We start from the raw sequence: 16,122 nt of genomic DNA, 5'->3' as shown, positions 1-16,122 counted from the left end.
ACGGGCTGGGGCGGCCGGGGCCGCCGCAGGCCCGTACCATGGGGTGAGGCCGTGGCGTCTTCATGCCCGGCGGGCGCGCGTACCGGATGGACGCGTCGCCACCCACGATTCCGGGAGAAGCGCCGCCAGTATGCCCACGCGCCACGACATTCGTAACGTAGCCATCGTCGCCCACGTCGACCACGGCAAGACGACCCTCGTCGACGCCATGCTCAAGCAGGCGGGAGCGTTCGCTGCCCACGCTGCCGAGAACCTCGACGAACGCATGATGGACTCGAACGACCTGGAGCGTGAGAAGGGCATCACGATCCTGGCGAAGAACACCGCCGTCAAGTACCACCCCAAGGACGGTGGGGACCCGATCACGATCAACATCATCGACACCCCCGGCCACGCCGACTTCGGTGGCGAGGTCGAGCGCGGTCTGTCGATGGTGGACGCGGTCGTCCTCCTCGTCGACGCCTCCGAGGGCCCCCTCCCGCAGACCCGCTTCGTGCTGCGCAAGGCGCTGTCCGCGCGGATGCCGGTCATCCTGTGCATCAACAAGACCGACCGTCCCGACTCCCGGATCGACGAGGTCGTCAACGAGACGTACGACCTCTTCCTCGACCTGGACGCGGACGAGGAGCAGATCGAGTTCCCGATCGTCTACGCCTGCGCCCGTGACGGCGTCGCGTCGCTGACCAAGCCGGAGGACGGCACCGTCCCGGCCGACAGCGAGGACCTGCTGCCGTTCTTCAGCACGCTGCTGGAGCACGTCCCGGCCCCCGAGTTCGACGACGCGCTGCCGCTGCAGGCGCACGTCACCAACCTCGACGCGGACAACTTCCTCGGCCGTATCGCGCTGCTCCGTGTCGAGCAGGGTGAGCTGAAGAAGGGCCAGACCGTCGCGTGGATCAAGCGTGACGGCACCATGTCCAACGTCCGCATCACCGAGCTGATGATGACCGAGGCGCTCACCCGCAAGCCCGCCGAGAAGGCCGGCCCCGGTGACATCTGTGCCGTCGCCGGTATCCCGGACATCATGATCGGCGAGACGCTGGCCGACCCCGAGAACCCGATCGCGCTGCCGCTGATCACGGTCGACGAGCCGGCCATCTCGATGACCATCGGTACGAACACCTCGCCGCTGGTCGGCAAGGGCGGCAAGGGCCACAAGGTCACCGCCCGCCAGGTGAAGGACCGCCTGGACAAGGAGCTGATCGGTAACGTCTCGCTCCGTGTCCTGGACACCGAGCGTCCCGACGCCTGGGAGGTCCAGGGCCGTGGCGAGCTGGCGCTGGCGATCCTCGTCGAGACCATGCGCCGGGAGGGCTTCGAGCTCACCGTCGGCAAGCCCGAGGTCGTCACCAAGGAGGTCGACGGCAAGCTGCACGAGCCGATCGAGCGCCTGACGATCGACTCCCCCGAGGAGCACCTCGGCGCGATCACGCAGCTGATGGCGACCCGCAAGGGCCGCATGGAGACCATGACCAACCACGGTTCCGGCTGGATCCGTATGGAGTGGATCGTGCCGTCGCGTGGCCTGATCGGCTTCCGTACGGAGTTCCTGACCCAGACCCGCGGCACCGGCATCGCGCACTCCCTCTTCGAGGGCCACGAGCCGTGGTTCGGCGAGCTGCGCACCCGCCACAACGGCTCGCTGGTCGCCGACCGCTCCGGTTCGGTCACGCCGTTCGCGATGATCAACCTCCAGGAGCGCGGCGTGATCTTCACGGAGCCGGGCACCGAGGTCTACGAGGGCATGATCATCGGCGAGAACTCGCGTGCCGACGACATGGACGTGAACATCACCAAGGAGAAGAAGCTCACCAACATGCGTGCGGCTTCCGCGGACACCACCGAGAACGTGGTCCCGCCGCGCAAGCTCTCCCTGGAGCAGTCGCTGGAGTTCTGCCGCGACGACGAGTGCATCGAGGTCACCCCGGAGACCGTCCGCATCCGTAAGGTCGTCCTCGACCAGAAGGAGCGCGGCCGCTCCGCCTCGCGCGCCAAGCGGTAACTTCCGGCGCCGAACGACGAATTGGCTCTCCCCGGTCCCGAAAGGGTCCGGGGAGAGCCAATTTCGCTTTGCATGCCACCTGAGTGCGGCCGTGATGGTTACGGTGGAGAGACGGACCGTCGTGGGCGAGGGGCTCTGCCCTGCCGGACGGTGCCTGTCAACCGAATTCCGCCCGCCCGGCAGGCCGTCCCGGCGCACCCGGAGCGGTGCATCGCGCTGCCGCCGTCCGCTTTCCGGGAACTACGCCGCGAATCGACCACAAGCGGAGTCCGTTTCGTTACGAAATGGAAAATTTTCACGTTCGAACATCGGACAGCAAGATGTCCAATGTGACCAAATCGAGACCGCCTACTCGTGGTTAATGAGTCGAACGTGACTAACACTGGGCTGTGTTGAGCTCGGGTCAATGGGTCAAGCGCCGTCAGAGGCGCCGACTCGCGAGCGTCGGGGCTGGTCACACGCTGTCAGGGGTGTCAGTTGTTGACCAGCTCCTTTCCATGAAGTGATGGACTCATGAGGAGGCAGTCCCATGCGCGGTGCCAGAAGCGCCACCTGGGTCGTCGGAGCAATAGTCGTGGCCCTGGGCGCTACGGCCTGCGGCGGCGGCAGCGGTAGTTCCGACAAGGCGGAGGTCGACCCCAACGGGATCTACACCTACGACGACGTCGAGCCGCAGAACCCGCTCATTCCGACCAACACCAACGAGGTCGGCGGCGGCTACATCCTCAAGAACCTCTTCCGGGGTCTCGTGGACTTCGACGCCAAGGGCAACCTGCGCAACCAGGTCGCCGAGAGCGTCGAGAGCAAGGACAACAAGCACTTCGTCGTCAAGCTGAAGAAGGGCTGGACCTTCCACAACGGCGAGAAGGTCACCGCTTCCTCCTTCGTGGACGCCTGGAACTGGGGCGCCAACGCCAAGAACGCCCAGCTCAACTCCTCCTGGTTCACGGATATCGCGGGCTACGAGGATGTGCACCCGGAAAAGGGCGACCCGAAGGCCGACAAGATGTCGGGCCTGAAGGTCGTGAACGACAACGAGTTCACCATCGATCTGTCGCACGCGGTGTCCACGTTCAAGGACCGGCTGTTCTACGACGCGTTCTTCCCGCTGCCCAAGGCGTTCTACAAGGACACCAAGGCATTCGGCGAGCACCCGATCGGCAACGGCCCGTACAAGCAGGCCGGTGACTGGGAGCACAAGGTCCAGTTCAAGGTCAAGAAGTACGCCGGCTACAAGGGCGAGGACAAGCCCAAGAACGGCGGCATCACCTTCAAGTTCTACTCGAAGGAAGAAGGCGCCTACAACGACCTGGTCTCCGACCAGCTCGACGTCATGTACCAGATTCCGCCGTCCATGATCAGCAAGTACAAGGACGACCTCGGCGAGCGGTCCGTGGACCAGATGTTCGGTGGCAACACCACCATCGGCTTCCCGATGTACGACAAGGCGTGGCAGAAGCCGGAGAAGGCCAAGGTCCGCCAGGGCCTGTCCATGGCCATCGACCGCGCGACCATCGCCAAGACCGTGCTGAACGGCTCCAAGGACGCGGCCGACGGCTGGGTGCCCAAGGTCGTCAAGGGCTACAAGGCCAACGAGTGCGGCGAGTTCTGCAAGTTCGACGCGAAGAAGGCCAAGGCCCTCATCAAGGAGGGCGGCGGTGTTCCGGGCGGCAAGATGACCATCGCCTACAACACCGACGGTGGTAACAAGGAGTGGGCCGACGCGGTCTGCAACGACATCCGCCAGAACGCCGGCGTCCCCTGCACCGCCGAGCCCCGCGCGACCTTCCAGCAGCTCCGCTCGGAGATCACCGACAAGAAGCTGGACAGCGCCTTCCGTATGGCGTGGGTCCAGGACTTCCCGAACATCGCCAACTTCATCTCGGAGCAGTACCGCACCGGTGCCGGCGCCAACGACATGGGCTTCAGCGACAAGAAGCTCGACGGGCTGCTGAAGCAGGCCGACGAGGCGAAGACCCCCGCCGAGGCGCAGAAGCTCTACGGTGACGCGGCCGACTCGCTGCGCGACCAGATGCCCTCCATCCCGCTCTTCTTCGACCACACCAACGCCGGGCACTCGAACAACGTCCAGAACGTCAAGTTCGACACCTTCCGCCAGGCGATCTGGACCGACGTCGAGGTCAAGAAGAAGTAGTCGCCCCACAGGCACTGACGTAGGACCTGAGGGGCCGTTCCGCCCAGGCGCGGAACGGCCCCCGGGCCCTGTCGGCGGACAGGAGGAACCATGGGGCGCTATGTCGCACGACGACTGCTCCAGATGATCCCGGTGTTCATCGGGACCACACTGCTCATCTTTCTGATGGTGTACTCGCTTCCCGGCGACCCCATCCAGGCGCTTTTCGGGTCAAAGGCCGCCGATCCGGCCACGGTTGCCCGACTGCGTCACGAGTACGGCCTCGACCAGTCGCTGCTCGTCCAGTACTGGAATTACCTGACCGGCCTCTTCCAGGGCGACTTCGGCCAGAGCTTCAGCGGCCGGCCGGTCGCCGACCTCATGGCCGACGCCTTCCCGGTGACGATCCGGCTCGCGCTCCTCGCCTTCGGCATCGAACTCGTCGTGGGTATCGCCCTCGGCCTGCTGACCGGCCTCAAGCGCGGCAAGTTCATCGACCAGTTCGTGCTGGTCCTGACGCTGGTCGTGGTCTCCATCCCGGTCTTCGTGATCGGCTTCCTGACCCAGTTCTTCCTGGGCATGAAGTGGCGCCTGATCACGCCCACCGTTCAGGACTCCATGAACGTGGGCCAGTTGCTCGTCCCGGCCCTGGTGCTCGGCAGCCTCTCGCTGGCCTACGTCGCCCGGCTGACCCGGACCACCGTGGTGGAGAACCTGCGCGCCGATTACATGCGCACCGCGCTCGCCAAGGGCCTGCCGACCAGCCGTCGGCTCGGCGTGCATCTGCTGCGCAACTCCCTGATCCCCGTGGTGACCTTCCTCGGCACCGACCTGGGCATGCTCATGGGTGGTGCGATCGTCACCGAAGGCATCTTCAACGTCCAGGGAGTCGGCAACACCCTCTTCAAGGCCATCCAGACCAGCGAAGGCCCGACCGTGGTCGGCATCGTGACGGTGCTCGTCCTCGTCTATCTCGTGACCAGCCTGGTCGTGGACCTGCTGTACGCCGTCCTGGACCCGAGGATTCGCTATGCCTGAGAAGACGCAGAACCTCACAGCGAGCGACGCGGCGAGCCCCGCGTCCGGTATGGGGGACCCCGGCGCGGGCGGTGTGCCCGGAGCCGTCGGCGTGGCCGCGGCGTACGAGCTGTCGCAGATGGGCCCGGACAAGCCCCGCAGCCTCGGGGCCGACGCCTGGCGCGAGCTGCGCAGCCGCCCATTGTTCTGGATAGCCGGCGTGCTGCTGGTGCTCCTGATCGTGATGGCGCTGTTCCCGACGCTGTTCACCGGCGCCGACCCCAAGTACTCCGACCTGCGCCACCACTACCTGGGCCTGCCCGAGTGGAGCCACGTCTTCCAGGAGGACTGGTTCGGCTACAACAAGCAGGGCCAGAGCGTATGGGCCCGTACGGTCTACGGCGCCCGCGCCTCGATCATCGTCGGCGTCTGCGTGACGCTGGCGGTCACGATCATCGGCGGTCTGCTCGGCATGCTGGCGGGCTACTTCGGCGGCTGGCTGGACACGCTGCTCTCCCGTGTCACCGACATCTTCTTCGGCATCCCGCTGCTGCTCGGTGCCCTGGTGCTGCTGCAGGCCTTCACGCACCGCACGGTGTGGACGGTCGTGCTCGGTCTGACAGCCTTCGGCTGGATGCAGATCGCCCGCGTGATGCGCGGTGCGGTGATCACGCAGAAGCAGTCGGACTTCGTGAACGCGGCCCGCGCACTGGGCGCCGGCACCGTCCGCATCCTGTTCAAGCACATCCTGCCGAACGCCATCGGTCCGGTGATCGTCGTCGCCACCATCGCGCTCGGCGGCTACATCTCGGCCGAGGCCACCCTGTCCTACCTCGGCATCGGTCTTCAGCCCCCGGAGATCTCGTGGGGCGTGGACATCTCCGACGCGCAGGCCGTGCTCCGCGACGCACCGCATGTCCTGCTCGTTCCGGCGGTGTTCCTGAGCCTGACCGTGCTCGCGTTCATCCTGCTCGGCGACGCGGTGCGCGACGCCCTCGACCCCAAGCTGCGCTGAGGGAGGCTTACGTGAACACCACCATCTCCACGGCCGCGGACATCTCCGCCGCCGAGCCGGAAGCGGAGCAGGGACCCCTGCTCGACATCCGTGACCTGCACGTCGAGTTCCACACCCGCGACGGCATCGTCAAGGCCGTCAACGGCGTCAACTACAACGTCAGCGCGGGCGAGACCCTCGCGGTCCTCGGCGAGTCCGGATCGGGTAAGTCCGTCACCGCGCAGGCCGTCATGGGCATCCTGGACATGCCGCCCGCGAAGATCCCGCAGGGCGAGATCCGCTTCCGCGGGCGGGACATGCTCACGATGTCGTCCGAGGAGCGCCGCGGTCTGCGCGGCGCCAAGATCGCGATGATCTTCCAGGACGCGCTGTCCTCGCTGAACCCGGTGCTCTCCGTCGGCTACCAGCTCGGCGAGATGTTCCGCGTCCACCAGGGCATGTCCAAGAAGGCGGCGAAGGCCAAGTCCATCGAGCTGATGGACCGGGTCAAGATCCCGGCGGCCAAGAGCCGGGTGGGCGACTACCCGCACCAGTTCTCCGGCGGTATGCGCCAGCGCATCATGATCGCGATGGCGCTCGCCCTGGAGCCGGACCTGATCATCGCGGACGAGCCGACCACCGCCCTCGACGTCACCGTCCAGGCCCAGGTCATGGACCTGCTCGCGGATCTCCAGCGCGAGTACAACATGGGTCTGATCCTGATCACCCACGACCTGGGTGTGGTGGCGGACGTCGCCGACAAGATCGCCGTGATGTACGCGGGCCGGATCGTCGAGACCGCTCCCGTCCACGACCTGTACAAGAACCCCGCGCATCCGTACACCCGCGGTCTGCTGGAATCCATCCCCCGGCTGGACCAGAAGGGCCAGGAGCTGTACGCGATCAAGGGGCTGCCGCCGAACCTGCTGCACGTACCGCAGGGCTGCGCCTTCAACCCGCGCTGCCCGCTGGCGCAGGACGTCTGCCGTACCGACACGCCGCCGCTGCACCGGGTGGCCGAGGGCCGGGCCAGCGCCTGCCACTTCTGGAAGGAGACGGTCAATGGCTGACATGACGAAGCCGGCCGGCGGCGCGGAGGACTCCGCTCCGAGCGGTACCGACCGCGAACCGATCCTCCAGGTCCGCAACCTGGTCAAGCACTTCCCGCTGACCCAGGGCGTCCTGTTCAAGAAGCAGGTCGGCGCGGTCAAGGCCGTCGACGGTATCTCCTTCGAGCTCTACCGGGGCGAAACCCTTGGCATCGTCGGCGAGTCGGGCTGTGGCAAGTCCACCGTCGCGAAGCTGCTGATGAACCTGGAACGGGCGACCGCCGGCGAGGTGTTCTACAAGGGTGAGGACATTTCCCGGCTGTCCGGCCGCGCCCTGAAGGTCGTCCGCCGCAACATCCAGATGGTGTTCCAGGACCCGTACACGTCCCTGAATCCGCGGATGACGGTCGGTGACATCATCGGCGAGCCGTACGAGATCCACCCCGAGGTGGCCCCCAAGGGCGACCGTCGCAAGAAGGTGCAGGATCTGCTGGACGTGGTCGGGCTCAACCCCGAGTACATCCACCGCTACCCGCACCAGTTCTCCGGTGGACAGCGCCAGCGCATCGGCATCGCCCGCGGCCTGGCCCTCAACCCCGAGATCATCATCTGCGACGAGCCGGTCTCGGCCCTGGACGTCTCGGTCCAGGCCCAGGTCATCAACCTGATGGCGAAGCTGCAGGAAGAGTTCACGCTCTCCTACCTCTTCATCGCGCACGACCTGTCGATCGTCCGCCACATCTCCGACCGGGTCGGCGTGATGTACCTCGGCCGGATGGCGGAGATCGGCACCGACGAGCAGATTTACGACCACCCGACCCACCCGTACACCCAGGCCCTGCTCTCCGCGGTGCCGGTCCCGGACCCGGAAGCGCGCGAGGGCCGTGAGCGGATCATCCTCACCGGTGACGTCCCCTCACCCGCCAACCCGCCCTCCGGCTGCCGTTTCCGTACGCGCTGCTGGAAGGCGCAGGACCAATGCGCCACGGAGACGCCGCTGTTGGCGATCCCCGAGCGGTTCCGCGGGCAGTCCACGCCGGCGGCCCACGAGTCGGCGTGTCACTTCGCCGAGGTCAAGGATGTGGTGGGCGCGGCCTAGACGAAGGGCGACGACACGCCCGGGACTTGTCGTGCGGATCGGGGCCCGCTCGCCCGATCCGGTCCGCTCCGGACGAAGGCTCCGGGGTGTGTCGGCAACGTCCTAGGCGTCGTCAGCTTCCGCGCCGCAGAAGGCGCCTGGGGTTCGTCCCCCGGGCGCCTTCGGCGTTTCCAGGGCCGAACGGGGCGACACGCGGGCGGGCGGGTGACCCGGGTACACCGGATGGCGTTGCCGAATGGCGCGGTCGGGCCGGGGGGCAGTTGGCTGAGAGTCGTACACATCCACAACCGAGTGCCAGAGCCCTCCGGTGATTGGCGCTCCCTCTCGTCAGTGGAGTCCCGCATGCCGTCCGAATCAGTCATTCATGTCATGAACGATGCCGGGTCGCCCTCAGCGGACCCCAGCCCCGAAGTACCGGTCGAGCCACCCCCGCCTCCAGAGCAGACATCCGTCAGTACGCTCCTGCGGGCGGCGGTCGCCGACCGCCCGCTGGAGGAAGTCGCCGCCCTGGTGGAGCTGCTGCGCAGCAGCGGCGGCGTGTCCCACCACGGCGACGAGGCGCTCCGGCTGGCCGTCGTCGACCGGCCCGTGAGCGAGGTCGGTCCGCTGATCGAGCTGCTCAACGGAACCCCGTACGCGACGGACTCGGGCCGCGAGGCGCTGCGCGCGGCGGCCCTCGGCCGCTCGGTCGAGGACGTCGCGCAGCTGATCGCGGTGTTCGGGGCCGGTGGCTCCGGGGGCGCGACGCACGCGGTGGACGCCGACGGAGCCCCGAGTCCTGAGGGCGAGGAGGCGCCGTTCGCCGGTCGCCGGCGCGCGGAGCCCGCCACCAGGGACGCGGACACCACGGAGACCGCGACGGTCTCGTCCCACCGGCAGGTTCCGCCGCGGCCGGCGGGCGTCCCGCCGGCCGGTTCCACCCCGGCAGGCGTCCCTGTCACCTGGGGGACGGCGTCGCACCGTACCGCCATCCGGCCGCAGAACGGCCGGCAGTCCGGACACGACCCGTCCGCCCCCCTGCGGCTCACGCTGCGGTGGCCCGCGGGCGTGGCGCTGGCGGCCTGCGGACTGAGCCATCTGCCGGTGATCGGCATGTCGCAGATCCTGCAGTCCGGTCGGCCGGTCGACGCGTTGTCGCTGGTCATCGCCGGTGGCTTCCTGGTGCTGGCCGTCCTTCTCGCGGTGCGTGACACGGCCCTGGCCTGGACGGTGAGTGCCACCGCCGCGGTGGCCGTCATCGTCCTGCACCTCGTGGCACGGGTCGGCGTCGTCAACCCGCTGCGGAGTGTTCTGGGTGATGCCGCGATCCCGTCGGAGGTGCTCGCGGTGACCCTGGCGATCGTCAGCGCAGGGCTCGCAGGTACCGCGCTCGCCCGGCGTCAGCGCCGGGTCTCCGCGACAGCGGCAGGTGCGTAACGCGGCGCACTACGCACGGGCCGCCGAACGGCCGGCCGGATCTCACTCCGGTGCCGTCGGCGGCCCGTCGCCATGTTCGCGGCAGGTGCGGCAGGTGCGGCAGGTGCGGCAGGTACGGACGTACGGCCCGTACGGCAGGCGCCTGGTCGTCCGGTACCCCGGGGCGCCGCCGGGTGGGAGAGGTGTGGCGCCTGTTGGCAGGATGGCGGCATGTCGGATACCACGCAGATCCAGGCCGGGCGCGATGTCGCCACATTGATCAATGTCTTCACCGTCGCGCCCGAGCGGCAGGCGCAGTTGGTGGCGTTGCTGACCAGGGCGACCGAGGAGACGATGCGGCACCGCCCGGGATTCATCTCGGCGAATATCCATGCGAGCGCGGATGGCGAGCGGGTCGTCAATTACGCGCAGTGGGAGAGCGAAGAGCATTTCCGGGCCATGCTGGCCGACCCGGGAGCGCGGGAACACATGACGGAGGCGGCGGCGCTCGCGGAGAGTTTCGATCCGCGGATGTTCTCGGTGGAGTCCGTGCATCACGTGTGAGCCCCGGATCGCGCGGATCACCGGTGGATCGGGCATACGAGGGTTTTCTCGGGTTTTCGGAGTAGTGCCGGTCTCCGCAGCAGTGCATGGTGCCCCCTTTTGGGATCTTATGTGGTCTAGGTAGGGCCGAGGATCTGAGGAGGCACCCCATGCGTGGAGCCACATGCGCGAAGTGGGCCGTATGCGCAGTCGCCGTCGCCCTCGCGGCCACGGCCTGCGGAGGCGGGGGGAGCGGCGGGGACGGTTCCGGGGTGGTCAGTTCCTCGTGGGGGGATCCGCAGAATCCGGTGGAGCCCGCGAACACCAATGAGGTGCAGGGCGGCAAGGTCCTCGAAATGCTTTTCCGGGGGCTCAAGCGGTACGACCCGAAGACCGGGGCCGCGGAGAATGTCATTGCCGACAAGATCGAGACGACGGACTCGAAGAACTACACCGTGACGCTGAAGAGCGGATGGACCTTCAGCAACGGTGAGAAGGTCACCGCCAAATCCTTTGTGGACGCCTGGAATTACGGCGCGCAGCTCAGCAACAAGCAGCGGAACGCGGCCTTTTTCCAGTACATCGACGGATACGACCAGGTCCACCCGGCGAGCGGCGCGGCGAAGGCCAAGGCGATGTCGGGGCTGGTGGTGAAGGACGACAAGACCTTCACCGTCAAGCTCAACCAGAAGTTCTCCAGTTGGCCGGACACGCTCGGCTACTCGGCCTTCATGCCGCTGCCGCAGTCCTTCTTCACCCAGCACGACGCCTGGCTGAAGAAGCCCGTCGGGAACGGGCCGTACGTCGTGGATTCCTACACCAAGGGATCCGTGATGAAGATGCGCAAGTGGGCGAAGTACCCGGGCAAGGACCCGGCCCAGAACGCCGGCATCGATCTGCGGGTCTATACGGACAACAACACCGCCTACACCGACCTTCAGGCCGGGAATCTCGACCTCGTCGACGATGTGCCGGCCGCGCAGCTCAAGAACGCACAGGCCGACCTGGGCGACCGGTACATCAACCAGCCGGCCGGCATCATCCAGGCCCTCACCTTCCCCATGTACGACAAGAAATGGAACAAGCCGGGGATGGAGAAGGTGCGGCGCGGCATCTCGATGGCGATCAACCGCGAGCTGATCACCAATGAGATCTTCCAGAAGACCCGCACGCCGGCCTCCGACTGGACGTCGCCCGTGCTGGGGGCCGACGGCGGCTACAAGGCGGGACTGTGCGGCGATGCCTGCATCTTCAACGCGGCCAAGGCGAAGCAGCTGGTCAAGGAGGGGGGCGGGCTGCCCGGCGGGAAGATGACCATCACCTACAACGCCGATACCGGCTCGCACAAGGACTGGATCGACGCGATCTGCAACAGCGTCAACAACGCGCTGGACAACGACAAGGCGTGTGTCGGCAATCCGGTCGGCACGTTCGCGGACTTCCGCAACAAGATCACCGCGCGGCAGATGCCCGGTCCGTTCCGGGCCGGCTGGCAGATGGACTACCCGCTGATCCAGAACTTCCTGCAGCCGCTCTACTACACCAACGGCTCGTCCAATGACGGGGTGTGGAGCAACCCCGGCTTCGACAAACTCGTCAACGAGGCGAATGCGGCGACCGACACCAAGGAAGCCGTCGGGAAGTTCCAGGACGCGGAGAAGATCCTCGCCGAGCAGATGCCGGGAATTCCGCTGTGGTACCAGAACGGCAGCGGCGGCTACAACGACCGGATCACCAACGTCTCGCTGAATTCCTTCAGCGTCCCCGTCTACAACGAGATCAAGGTCAGCTGAGCCCTCGGGCCCCGCCCCGCGCGCCCGTTCCGCCCGCTCTTCCCGTTCCACAGAACCCGGAGCCCTCATGGGACGCTATGTGATCCGGCGGCTGCTCCAGATGATCCCGGTGTTCATCGGCAGCACGTTCCTGATCTTCTTCATGGTGTACGCACTGGGTGACCCCGTGGCCGCGATGTTCGGCGACCGCGCACCCGACCCCGCCACCGCCGCGCAGATCCGTTCCGACCTCTACCTCGACGAACCCCTGTGGAAGCAGTACCTGCACTACATGGGGCAGATCTTCCAAGGGAATTTCGGCACCGCGTTCAACGGCCAGCCGGTCACCGAGCTGATGGCGGCGGCCTTTCCTGTCACCCTGCGGCTGACGCTCGTCGCCGTCGTGATCGAGATGGTCGTGGGCATCGTGCTCGGTGTGTTCAGCGGGCTGCGGCGCGGGCGCACCATCGACACCTCCGTCCTGGTCTTCACCCTCGTCGTGGTGTCCATCCCGACCTTCGTCAGCGGCTATGTGCTGCAATTCCTGTTCGGTGTGCAATGGGGCTGGGTGAAACCCGCCGTCTCCACCGACGCGCCGTTCGGTGAACTCCTGCTGCCAGGAATCGTGTTGGCGCTGGTGTCGCTCGCCTATGTGACCCGGCTGACCCGTACCTCCATCGCCGAGAACACCCGCGCCGACTATGTCCGTACGGCCGTCGCCAAGGGTCTGCCACGGCACCGGGTCATCACCCGCCACCTCCTGCGCAATTCCCTGATCCCGGTGGTCACCTTCATCGGCACCGATATCGGCGCCCTGATGGGCGGCGCCATCGTCACCGAGCGCATCTTCAATATCCACGGTGTCGGATTCCAGCTCTACCAGGGGATCCTGCGGCAGAACTCGCCGACCGTCGTGGGCTTCGTGACGATCCTGGTGCTGGTCTTCCTGGTCGCCAACCTCCTCGTCGACCTGCTGTACGCCGTCCTCGACCCGAGGATCCGCTATGCCTGATCCGTACGTACCGAAAGAAGCCATCACCCCGGGCGACGGCGGCGCCGCCGCGCTGGCCATCGGCGAGGCGGAGTCGCTGGAGCGCGCCCCCGGGGCGGGACCGCCCGACCAGGTGCCCCCCGGCAAGCCGCGCAGCCTGTGGAGCGACGCCTGGCACGACCTGCGGCGCAACCCCGTCTTCGTGGTCTCCGCGCTGGTCATCGTCTTCCTGGTGATCATCGCGATCTGGCCGCAGCTGATCGCCACCGGCAACCCCTACCGGGCGGACCTGGCCAAGGCGCAGGCGGGAGCCGAACCCGGCCACCCCTTCGGCTTCGACACCCAGGGCCGGGACGTCTACACCCGGGTGGTCTACGGCGCCCGCGCCTCCATCACCGTCGGCGTCTGCGCCACCACCGGTGCCGCCCTCCTCGGCAGCCTGATGGGCGGCCTCGCGGGCTTCTTCGGCGGCTGGTGGGACACCCTGCTCTCCCGGCTCGCGGACATCTTCTTCGGCATCCCGGTGATCCTCGGCGGCCTGGTCTTCCTCTCCGTCATCGTCAGCTCCACCGTCTGGCCGGTGGTCGGCTTCATCGTGCTGCTGGGCTGGCCGCAGATCTCCCGGATCTCCCGCGGCGCCGTCGTCACCGCCAAGCAGAACGACTACGTACAGGCCGCGCGGGCGCTGGGCGCGAGCAACGGCCGGATGCTGCTGCGGCACATCGCGCCGAACGCCGTCGCCCCCGTCATCGTCGTCGCCACCATCGCGCTGGGCACCTACATCTCGCTGGAGGCCACGCTGTCCTACCTGGGCGCGGGCCTGAAGCCGCCGACCGTCTCCTGGGGCATCGACATCTCCGCGGCCTCCACCTACATCCGCAACGCCCCGCACATGCTGCTGTGGCCCGCGGGCGCCCTGAGCATCACGGTGCTGGCGTTCATCATGCTCGGCGACGCGGTGCGCGACGCCCTCGACCCCAAGTTGCGCTGAGGAGCGGCCGAATGACGAGTGGCCAGATGACGATCGGGCCGACGGCGGGCGACGACCGGCCGGCGGCCCTGCTCGACGTACGCGACCTGCGGGTCGAGTTCCGTACCAGGGACGGCATCGCGAAGGCCGTCAATGGCGTGTCCTTCAGTGTGGCGCCCGGCCAGACCCTGGCCGTGCTCGGCGAGTCCGGCTCCGGGAAATCCGTCACCGCGCAGGCCGTGATGGGCATCCTCGACTCCCCGCCGGGTGATGTGACCGGGGGCGAGATCCTCTTTCAGGGCCGGGATCTGCTCAAGCTGAGCAATGACGAACGCCGTAAGGTCCGCGGCGCCAAGATGGCGATGATCTTCCAGGACGCGCTGTCCTCGCTGAACCCGGTGCTCAGCGTCGGCGCGCAGCTGGGGGAGATGTTCGAGGTCCACCAGAAGCTGTCCCGCAAACAGGCCCGCGGCAGAGCCGTCGAGCTGATGGAGCGGGTCGGCATCCCGGCGGCGCGGCAGCGGGTCGGGGACTATCCGCACCAGTTCTCCGGGGGCATGCGCCAGCGCATCATGATCGCGATGGCGCTCGCCCTGGAGCCGGACCTGATCATCGCGGACGAGCCGACCACCGCCCTCGACGTCACCGTCCAGGCCCAGGTCATGGACCTGCTCGCACAGTTGCAGCGGGAATTCACCATGGGCCTGATCCTGATCACCCACGACCTGGGGGTGGTCGCGGACGTCGCCGACACCATCGCGGTGATGTACGCGGGCCGGATCGTCGAGACGGCCCCCGTCCACCGGCTCTACAAGGCGCCCGCGCACCCGTACACCCGCGGCCTGCTGGACTCCATCCCGCGACTGGACCAGAAGGGCCGGCAGCTGTACGCGATCAAGGGCCTGCCGCCCAACCTCACCGCCATCCCGCCGGGCTGCCCCTTCAACCCGCGCTGCCCGCTGGCCCGGGACATCTGCCGCACTGACCTCCCGCCGCTCTACGAGGTGGGCCCCGGCCGGACCAGCGCCTGCCACTTCTGGAAGGAGACCCTCGATGGAGCACGGTGACGCGGTGGGCGGCCGGGGGCCCGCGACCGGCGAGCCGATCCTGGAGATCCGGGACCTGGTCAAGCACTACCCCCTCACCCGGGGCATCGTGATCCGCAAGCAGGTCGGCGCGGTCAAGGCCGTGGACGGGGTCTCGTTCACCCTGCACAAGGGGGAGACGCTCGGCATCGTCGGTGAGTCGGGCTGCGGCAAGTCGACGGTGGCCAAGACGCTGGTCGGCCTCGAACGGCCGACGGCCGGTCAGATCCGCTACCGCGGCGAGGACATCAGCACCCTGTCGGGCCGGGCCCTGAAGGCGGTCCGCCGCAACATCCAGATGGTGTTCCAGGACCCGTACACGTCCCTGAATCCGCGGATGACGGTCGGTGACATCGTCGGGGAGCCGTACGAGATCCACCCGGAGGTGGCCCCCAAGGGCGACCGTCGCAAGAAGGTGCAGGATCTGCTGGACGTGGTCGGGCTCAACCCCGAGTACATCCACCGCTACCCGCACCAGTTCTCCGGCGGGCAGCGTCAGCGCATCGGCATCGCCCGCGGGCTCGCCCTGCGGCCGGAGGTCATCGTCGCCGACGAGCCGGTCTCCGCGCTGGACGTCTCGGTCCAGGCCCAGGTCGTCAACCTGCTGGAACAGCTCCAGGACGAATTCGACCTGTCGTACGTCTTCATCGCACACGACCTGTCCGTGGTCCGGCACATCTCCGACCGGGTCGCGGTGATGTACCTCGGCAGGATCGCCGAGATCGGCACCGACGAGCAGATCTACGACCACCCCACCCATCCGTACACCCAGGCCCTGCTCTCCGCCGTCCCGGTCCCCGACCCCGAGGCGCGCGAACGCCGCGAGCGGATCCTGCTCGCCGGCGATGTCCCCTCGCCCGCCGACCCGCCGTCCGGCTGTCCCTTCCGCACCCGCTGCTGGAAGGCCCAGGACGTGTGCGCGAAGGTGGTCCCGCCGCTGGAGGTGCCGGTGGGATTCCGCGGCGTGGACGGACCCGTACGGCACGACTCCGCCTGCCACTTCGCCGAGGAGCGGCACGTGGTGCCGATCGAGTAGCCCGGCCCCGCCGGGCGGCCGGGGCAGCCGGGCAA

General features: G+C 67.7%; 13 protein-coding genes. All 13 read left to right on the top strand.

Annotated elements, in window-relative coordinates; translation table 11 throughout:
- The first annotated feature begins 130 nt into the window (after positions 1–130).
- The 13 genes from typA (at position 131) to ACIRQ7_RS02980 (ending at position 16,087) form a co-directional block, all read left to right on the top strand.
- The gene (gene typA / locus ACIRQ7_RS03040; RefSeq protein WP_404259383.1) at positions 131–2,002 is read left to right on the top strand and encodes a translational GTPase TypA; all 1,872 of its coding nucleotides are present in this window, start codon (positions 131–133) and stop codon (positions 2,000–2,002) included.
- 529 nt (positions 2,003–2,531) lie between these two features.
- Positions 2,532–4,157, top strand: a complete 1,626-nt coding sequence (locus ACIRQ7_RS03035) for an ABC transporter substrate-binding protein (protein ID WP_404259381.1) — start codon at positions 2,532–2,534, stop codon at positions 4,155–4,157.
- A 90-nt stretch (positions 4,158–4,247) separates the two neighbouring features.
- Positions 4,248–5,174, top strand: a complete 927-nt coding sequence (locus tag ACIRQ7_RS03030; RefSeq protein WP_404259379.1) for an ABC transporter permease — start codon at positions 4,248–4,250, stop codon at positions 5,172–5,174.
- Positions 5,167–6,168 (top strand): ABC transporter permease, encoded by a 1,002-nt coding sequence (locus tag ACIRQ7_RS03025; RefSeq protein ID WP_404259377.1) that lies wholly within the window; start codon positions 5,167–5,169, stop codon positions 6,166–6,168. The genes ACIRQ7_RS03030 and ACIRQ7_RS03025 overlap by 8 nt, the downstream gene beginning before the upstream one ends.
- 11 nt (positions 6,169–6,179) lie before the next feature.
- The gene (locus tag ACIRQ7_RS03020; protein ID WP_404259375.1) at positions 6,180–7,217 is read left to right on the top strand and encodes an ABC transporter ATP-binding protein; all 1,038 of its coding nucleotides are present in this window, start codon (positions 6,180–6,182) and stop codon (positions 7,215–7,217) included.
- Position 7,218: 1 nt separating this feature from the next.
- Positions 7,219–8,295 carry an ABC transporter ATP-binding protein gene (locus ACIRQ7_RS03015; protein WP_401463741.1) on the top strand — a complete coding sequence of 359 codons (1,077 nt, stop codon included), beginning with the start codon at positions 7,219–7,221 and terminating at the stop codon, positions 8,293–8,295.
- Positions 8,296–8,637: 342 nt separating this feature from the next.
- Positions 8,638–9,711 (top strand): hypothetical protein, encoded by a 1,074-nt coding sequence (locus tag ACIRQ7_RS03010; RefSeq protein WP_404259374.1) that lies wholly within the window; start codon positions 8,638–8,640, stop codon positions 9,709–9,711.
- A 210-nt stretch (positions 9,712–9,921) separates the two neighbouring features.
- Positions 9,922–10,254, top strand: coding sequence for a putative quinol monooxygenase (locus ACIRQ7_RS03005; protein WP_404259373.1), 333 nt, complete (start codon positions 9,922–9,924; stop codon positions 10,252–10,254).
- Between the two features lie 149 nt (positions 10,255–10,403).
- Positions 10,404–12,026 carry an ABC transporter substrate-binding protein gene (locus tag ACIRQ7_RS03000; protein WP_404259371.1) on the top strand — a complete coding sequence of 541 codons (1,623 nt, stop codon included), beginning with the start codon at positions 10,404–10,406 and terminating at the stop codon, positions 12,024–12,026.
- A 67-nt stretch (positions 12,027–12,093) separates the two neighbouring features.
- The gene (locus tag ACIRQ7_RS02995; RefSeq protein ID WP_401462610.1) at positions 12,094–13,017 is read left to right on the top strand and encodes an ABC transporter permease; all 924 of its coding nucleotides are present in this window, start codon (positions 12,094–12,096) and stop codon (positions 13,015–13,017) included.
- On the top strand, positions 13,010–13,987 hold the full coding sequence (locus tag ACIRQ7_RS02990; RefSeq protein ID WP_404259368.1) for an ABC transporter permease: 978 nt from the start codon (positions 13,010–13,012) through the stop codon (positions 13,985–13,987). Before ACIRQ7_RS02995 ends, ACIRQ7_RS02990 begins: the two co-directional genes overlap by 8 nt.
- Before the next feature lie 11 nt (positions 13,988–13,998).
- Positions 13,999–15,033: an ABC transporter ATP-binding protein gene (locus ACIRQ7_RS02985; protein ID WP_404259366.1), complete on the top strand. Its 1,035-nt coding sequence runs from the start codon at positions 13,999–14,001 to the stop codon at positions 15,031–15,033.
- Positions 15,020–16,087: an ABC transporter ATP-binding protein gene (locus ACIRQ7_RS02980; protein WP_404259365.1), complete on the top strand. Its 1,068-nt coding sequence runs from the start codon at positions 15,020–15,022 to the stop codon at positions 16,085–16,087. The genes ACIRQ7_RS02985 and ACIRQ7_RS02980 overlap by 14 nt, the downstream gene beginning before the upstream one ends.
- The last annotated feature ends 35 nt before the right edge of the window (positions 16,088–16,122 follow it).

The sequence above is a fragment of the Streptomyces sp. NPDC101393 genome, assembly GCF_044767385.1.
GTDB lineage: Bacteria > Actinomycetota > Actinomycetes > Streptomycetales > Streptomycetaceae > Streptomyces.
This window is presented reverse-complemented; position numbering and strand designations above follow the sequence as displayed.